Here is a 6,000-nt window from a genome sequence, read left to right on the forward strand (position 1 = left end):
TGGCGTATGCGTCGCAAAGTACAGGGTAAGTGCTCTAATTGCAATATATGAACTATCCGAACGCTCTGAACGTTGGTGCCCCGGTGCCGCGCCCCTAAACCATCCCTCGAATCCGCCCGCCATCGACCCGGATCATACTCCCCGTAATATACCCGGCCTTATCGCTGGCCAGGAACGCGCCCATCGGTCCGTATTCCCCAGGCGTCCCCACCCGTCCCGCCGGAATCTGCCCCGCTGCCTCGGCCAGCCGTTCGGCCAACGCTTCCTCAAAGCCGATATTCTTGCGCCGAGCCGTTGCGGCGGCGGACTCGTTGGTCCGGTCGGTGTGGATCGTCCCCGGGGCCAGGACGTTCATCGTGACGCCGTCCTTCGCCACCTCGCCCGACATCGTCTTCAGCCAGGCCCAGATCGAGGCACGTAGTGTGTTGCTCAGCGCCAGGTTCGGGATCGGCTGCTGCATACCGGTGCTGCCCACGACGATGATCCGGCCCCAGCCCCGCGCGCGCATCGCCGGCAGCAGCTTGTTGGCGATGCGGATCGGGGAGACAACGATGTGCTGGAACCATTTCACCAACTGGTCTTCGGTCATTTCCGATGCGGTGCATTGCGGCGGCCCGCCGTGGTTCAGCACCAGGATGTCGACACTGCCCATGGCCGCGACCGCGGCGTCCGCCAGGTGGTCCATGGCATCACCTGACGCGACATCGGCGACGACACCGGTCGCGCTGGTGGCCCCTTTGGCCCGCAGCGCTGCCGCGGCTTCATCCAGCCTGCCCTGGTCGCGGCCGCTGATGGTCAGGGCAGTGCCTTCCTCCGCCAGGGCGTCGGCGATGGAGCGGCCCAATCCTTTGGTGCCGCCCATCACCAGTGCCGTGCGGTTCTTCAATCCGAGGTCCATGTCTGCTCCTGCGATCGTTAGGGGGTGGCGGCCGTCACCGCGCCACCGGCGGCAGACCGGCCATGAATTTCACCAGATACGGCTTCCAGACCGCCCCGTAGTAATGGGTGAAATGCCCGTGCGTGTCCTTGCCATATTGGGTCAGCACGTAGGTGCCATGCTTGATCGTCTTGAACGCCCGTTCGACGGTCCCGAGTGTCGGCGGGTCGGCGAAATCCTCGACATTGTTGATCAGCATCACATGGGCCTTGATCTTCGGCAGGTCGGCCTCGGGGCTGTAGTCGTAGATCGATTCGGTTTCGAAAAGCGTGTTGTTGGCGTCGCCATTTTTCAGCAGTGCTGCCAGGCGCTTGTCGTAGAGTGCCTTGGCGGCCTCCATGGTCGGCGCTTGTTCCTGAATGCGTACCGGGCTTTCGGTCAGGTCGTTGCCGGCGGCCGCGTACATATAAAGGGTCGGGGTCTTGTCGTAGTTGCCGTCATGCCAGGCCGGATCGTGGCGGATCAGTTCGGCGGCGGCATGGCGCAGCATGTAGTTGCGGCCGCTGATCTCCACCGGCTGGCACGACATTCCGATCGTGCCGTCCATCAGGTCCGGATACCACTCGGCCCACAGAAATTGCTGCATGCAGCCCAGGGAACTGCCGATGACCAACCGCAAATGGTTGACCTTCAACCCATCCGTGACCAGGCGGTGCGTCAGGTCGATCATGTCATGGTATCGGTAGTGCGGAAATCCGGCCTTCAGACCATCGGACGGTTTCGAGGAGCCGCCACGGCCCAGCGCATCGGGCATGATGATGTAATATTTCGCCGGATCGAGCGGCTGGTTCGGCTTGAACAGTTCGTCGGCCAAACTCGGGCGAAACCAGTTGGCGCCGGTCCCGGTATTGCCCTGTAACAGCAGCACGGCGTTGACCACGAGGCCCGCGGCGTTTCGTTTCGCCGAACCGATCGTGCGGTAGTGCAGCTTCACCTCCGGCATGGTCTGGCCGCTGGCGAAATTGTAGTTGCTGACGGCATAATCGCCTTCCTGGTACCCTGACCAATGAGTGGCCGTCTCTTGCGCCAGCGCTGGAACCGCCGCGGCCAATAACAGGGTCACGATCAACGTGCGGACGGACATTCGTTGGCCTCCAATGGTCGTTGGGCAATCCATCTTATCCGCGATGGCCGAGCGTCCTCCCAGAGGATTTCATGCGTCGTGATATGTCAAGGAAGGACGATCCGCCGCCAAATGTCACGGGACACGAAAAGCGCCTGCGCCGAGGGCTTCCCGAATGCGACTTGCAACAATCGGCGCTTCCGCTTCGTCGTCTTGAAGTGTGTAGCGGTCGGCCCCCTCAAACAGCGCATAGAAATCGCGATAGGGGGTGTAATCGACAATTTTACCCTCCGCGCGACCGGTGGCGCGGGCCTCGCAGACAGCTTGGCTTGGCCGCAGCAAAACATAATCCAGTGGCACATCCTTAAGAATAACGCGCGCGGTATTCAGGAACGCCGGCGGAATGGAAAAATCGAGGAGGACATCATAGCCGGATCGGGCGAACGGCAAGGTCGCCGCGGTCATTGCGCGCATGATGATACGAAAGTTCTCCCGCCGATCCCCGGCTTTGGTTTTCTTGATAAAGGACCAGAACGTGTCGCCCTCGATATAGGAAAGCGGTTCCGGCAAGATGGCGATCAGTTCGCGGGCGACGGTTGTCTTGCCCGCCCCGATCGGGCCGGAAAGCATGATGACAGTTCCCATGTTGCGCCTCCTAACGCTCCGCACGACCTGAATCGTCTGCCGAACCGCTAACGCGGCAGCAACGTCCGAGATGACCCGCTCGCGCTAAGCGAAACGCCGGGTCGGTTGCAATCTTGTCGTACCAATCATTGACTGTCAATTTTGTTGTCTATATCGTGGGTGCATGAGCAGCGCGTTCGCAGGATTCGATGACGTTGGCTTGCCGACGCTCTTGCGAGCGGCCCGGGCGGCCTACGGATCAGCCATTCGGGAAGCCTTGGCCGAGGTGGGATTTGATGACCTGCCCCGCAATGGCCCCTACGTCATCGGTGCCATTGCCCGCACCGGCGCGCCACTCAGCCAGGTCATCAAGGAACTTGGGGTTTCGAAACAGGCCGCCGGACAGCTCGTCGACACGCTGGTCGTCCGGGGTTACCTGGCCCGCTCGGTCGACAGCGAAGACCGGCGCCGATTGACGGTCGCCCTGACGGAACGGGGGCATGCCGCCGCCGCCGTATCACGGGCAGCCATCGATCATGTGGATGCCGAACTCGCGCGAGAGATCACGCCCGATTACATCGCCCACACAAGGGCGACATTGGCGGCGATTGCGAATGTCGGGCGCGCGAGGGAATAATCGTGTCCATGACCGGATAACAAATCCAGGCCATGGCGCGGCAGACGGCCCTCGACCGGCGGTATCGATTTCTTGGCTGTGTGGCAGGAGCATGTGATGGACATCCGCTTCAATACGATCGTTCCCATTCTTCGTATTTTCGACGTCCCCAAGGCTGACGAATTCTATCTGGGATTCCTCGGGTTTTCGGTCGATTGGGATCACCGCTTCGACGCGAATGCGCCGCTGTACCGACAGATCTCGCGCGGAAACCTCATCCTGCATCTGAGCGAACACCATGGGGACGGCTGCCCCGGTGCCCGAATTCGCGTGATGATGGACGGCGTCGAAGCTTTCCATCAGGAGATCAGTTCGAAGGGTTATCGCTATATGCGGCCTGGCCTTGAGAAAACACCCTGGGGAACGCTGGAAACGGGTGCAATCGATCCGTTCGGAAATCTCATCCGCTTTTGCCAGAAGATCGATCAGGATCATCAACCATAAGAACCGCGGCAGCAACGTTCGGAAATCAGGCGTCGGGATCGGACCACTGGCGCGACGTACGCCGGCTACGATCTCTCCACGGCCGCGCCGAGCCGTTCTTCCAGCGCCGTCCGCCGCTCCATCAGCAGATCGTCCAACGTGAACGGGCACGTAACCGGCCAAGCAAGCGGACTAACACCGTCATAGTCCACCCCAGCAAGCTGCTCCATCGCATCGCGATACAGCTTCGCCAAATCGATCCTCTGCCGCATCGACGGAGCAAACCGCCGCGTCGCATTCTTCTGAAACGACCCGACCTCCCCGCGCCAATGCGCCAGCGACGGGCTGTCAGGCCAGCCACGAACCTTCAACAGATGCACCAGCATCAGGTCCAGAAAACTCTCGACAGCGTGCAGTTCGGACAGCCCCACGTCCTCGATCTCCTCGACAACGTGTTCCCAATCGACGTCATTCACCCGCTCCCCGCGCGCCAGCCGGCGCAGCAGGTCAGCCTGCTGTTCCGACCAGGAAAGGATGTCACGCTCATAAAGCCCGTCCGGCATACCCTGCATCCTACCGCAAATCCGCCCCTTGCTCACCCCCAAAGATGATGCTCCCCTACCCACCACAACGGAAACCGCCAAGGAACCGCCCATGCCGACCTTCCGTGCCGAGACCCGCGCCTGGCTGGAGGAAAACTGTCCCCCCGCCATGCGCACCTTCATGCCGGAGAATGAACAGGTCGCCGGCGGCAAGCGCGCCCAATACGTCCGCCCCGAACAGAAGCAATGGCTCGACCGCATGGCCGCCAAAGGCTGGACCGCTCCCACCTGGCCCAAACAATACGGCGGCGGCGGTCTGTCCAACGAAGAAGCCCTGATCCTCGAAGAAGAAATGCAGGACCTCGGCTGCCGTCTCCCCCTCCGCGGCATGGGCCTCTCCATGCTCGGTCCCGTCCTCCTCGAATACGGCACCGAGGAACAACGCCAGACCCACATCCCGCCCATCGTCCGCGGCGAAATCCGCTGGTGCCAGGGCTACTCCGAACCCGAGGCCGGCTCCGACCTCGCCAGCCTCCGCACCCGCGCCGTCCTGCAAGGCGAGCACTTCCTGGTCAACGGCCACAAGATCTGGACCTCCAACGCCCACCATTCCGACTGGATCTTCTGCCTGGTCCGCACCGACCCCACCGCCAAAAAGCACGAGGGCATCAGCTTCCTGCTGATCGACATGGCCGACCCCGGAGTCCGCCCGAACCCCATCCGCCTGATCAGCGGTGCCTCCGTCTTCTGCGAAACGTTCATCGAAAACGTCCGCGTCCCCGCCGGCAACCTCGTCGGCCCGCTCAACAAAGGCTGGACCATCGCCAAACGCCTGCTGGAGCACGAACGCAAAGGCATCGGCGGCATCGCCAACCGCAACGCCGCCAAGTTCGAGATCTCCGTCGAAGCCGCTGCCAAACACTACGCCGGCGACGACAACGGCAAAATCGCCGATCCCATCCTGCGCGACCGCGTCGCCGCCTACAGCATGGACGCCCACGCTTTCCAACTGACCCGCCGCCGAGCGGCCGAGGAAGCCGAATCCGGCGCCCCACCCGGCCCGTTATCGGCAATGTTCAAACTGCAAGGCACCGAACTCAACAAGCGCCGCTACGAACTGCTGCTGGAATCCGAAGGCTTCCAAGGCCTCGGCTGGGAAGGGCAGGGCTTCACGCCGGACGAACTTCGTTTCACCCGAGAATGGTTACGCTCGAAAGCAAACAGCATCGAAGGCGGAACCTCCGAAGTCCAGCTCAACATCATCGCCAAGCGCGTCCTCGGCCTGCCGGATTAAACCAATGACCCTAGTCCTCTCCGACGAAGCCCGCATGGTGCGTGAAACCGCGTTCGATTTCTTCCGCGAACGCAGCCCCATCACCGCGCTGAGAAAACTGCGCGACGACAACGACCCGACCGGCTTCTCCCGAGACCTGTGGCGTCAGATGGCCGAACTCGGCTGGACCGGCTTCCTGGTGCCGGAGGACGACGGCGGCTCCGCCTTCGGCATGACCGGCCTCGCCCAGGTGATGGAGGCAGCCGGCCGCACGCTGGCCGCCACGCCCTTGCTGTCCACCGCCCTGCTAGGCGCTTCCTTGCTGTCCCTGGCCGGCACCGACGACCAGAAAGCCGAATATCTGCCCCCGTTACTGGCCGGCGAGCACATCATCGCCCTGGCGCTTGAGGAAAGCACCCGCCACGCCCCCACCCAAATCGCCACAACCGCCACCAAGGACGG

At 62.5% G+C, this 6,000-nt stretch carries 8 protein-coding genes; 4 read left to right on the forward strand and 4 right to left on the reverse strand.

Features of this window, described 5'->3' with window-relative positions; translation table 11 throughout:
- Positions 1-94: 94 nt before the first annotated feature.
- The 3 genes from GSQ89_RS14715 to GSQ89_RS14725 all read right to left on the reverse strand — a co-directional run bounded on the left by GSQ89_RS14715 (position 95) and on the right by GSQ89_RS14725 (position 2,645).
- Positions 95-898 carry an SDR family oxidoreductase gene (locus GSQ89_RS14715; RefSeq protein WP_158926410.1) on the reverse strand — a complete coding sequence of 268 codons (804 nt, stop codon included), beginning with the start codon at positions 896-898 and terminating at the stop codon, positions 95-97.
- Between the two features lie 34 nt (positions 899-932).
- On the reverse strand, positions 933-2,021 hold the full coding sequence (locus GSQ89_RS14720) for an alpha/beta fold hydrolase (RefSeq protein ID WP_158926412.1): 1,089 nt from the start codon (positions 2,019-2,021) through the stop codon (positions 933-935).
- Between the two features lie 114 nt (positions 2,022-2,135).
- Complete coding sequence (locus GSQ89_RS14725; protein ID WP_158926414.1) at positions 2,136-2,645, reverse strand: AAA family ATPase; 510 nt, start codon at positions 2,643-2,645, stop codon at positions 2,136-2,138.
- Positions 2,646-2,844: 199 nt separating this feature from the next.
- On the opposite strand from GSQ89_RS14725, the gene GSQ89_RS14730 reads away from it, so the two are divergent.
- Positions 2,845-3,261 (forward strand): MarR family winged helix-turn-helix transcriptional regulator, encoded by a 417-nt coding sequence (locus GSQ89_RS14730; protein ID WP_158926416.1) that lies wholly within the window; start codon positions 2,845-2,847, stop codon positions 3,259-3,261.
- A 96-nt stretch (positions 3,262-3,357) separates the two neighbouring features.
- Entirely contained in the window at positions 3,358-3,744 is a 387-nt protein-coding gene (locus GSQ89_RS14735; RefSeq protein ID WP_158926418.1) for a glyoxalase superfamily protein, read from the forward strand.
- Between the two features lie 65 nt (positions 3,745-3,809).
- Here GSQ89_RS14735 and GSQ89_RS14740 read toward each other — a convergent pair whose 3' ends face one another.
- A complete protein-coding gene (locus GSQ89_RS14740; protein ID WP_158926420.1) occupies positions 3,810-4,286 on the reverse strand; it encodes a DUF29 domain-containing protein in 477 nt (158 codons plus the stop codon).
- A 91-nt stretch (positions 4,287-4,377) separates the two neighbouring features.
- On the opposite strand from GSQ89_RS14740, the gene GSQ89_RS14745 reads away from it, so the two are divergent.
- Positions 4,378-5,559 carry an acyl-CoA dehydrogenase family protein gene (locus GSQ89_RS14745; protein WP_158926422.1) on the forward strand — a complete coding sequence of 394 codons (1,182 nt, stop codon included), beginning with the start codon at positions 4,378-4,380 and terminating at the stop codon, positions 5,557-5,559.
- A 4-nt stretch (positions 5,560-5,563) separates the two neighbouring features.
- Positions 5,564-6,000 (forward strand): acyl-CoA dehydrogenase family protein (locus tag GSQ89_RS14750; protein WP_174254871.1); only part of this gene is annotated, 437 nt, incomplete at its 3' end.

This window comes from Acidisphaera sp. S103 (assembly GCF_009765975.1).
Lineage (GTDB): Bacteria > Pseudomonadota > Alphaproteobacteria > Acetobacterales > Acetobacteraceae > Rhodopila.

Bases quoted from the DNA above. Each gene is read 5' to 3' on its own strand.
- GSQ89_RS14715 (WP_158926410.1), bottom strand. From the start codon at position 898: ATGGACCTCGGATTGAAGAACCGCACGGCACTGGTGATGGGCGGCACC.
- GSQ89_RS14720 (WP_158926412.1), bottom strand. From the start codon at position 2,021: ATGTCCGTCCGCACGTTGATCGTGACCCTGTTATTGGCCGCGGCGGTT.
- GSQ89_RS14725 (WP_158926414.1), bottom strand. From the start codon at position 2,645: ATGGGAACTGTCATCATGCTTTCCGGCCCGATCGGGGCGGGCAAGACA.
- GSQ89_RS14735 (WP_158926418.1), top strand. From the start codon at position 3,358: ATGGACATCCGCTTCAATACGATCGTTCCCATTCTTCGTATTTTCGAC.
- GSQ89_RS14740 (WP_158926420.1), bottom strand. From the start codon at position 4,286: ATGCCGGACGGGCTTTATGAGCGTGACATCCTTTCCTGGTCGGAACAG.
- GSQ89_RS14745 (WP_158926422.1), top strand. From the start codon at position 4,378: ATGCCGACCTTCCGTGCCGAGACCCGCGCCTGGCTGGAGGAAAACTGT.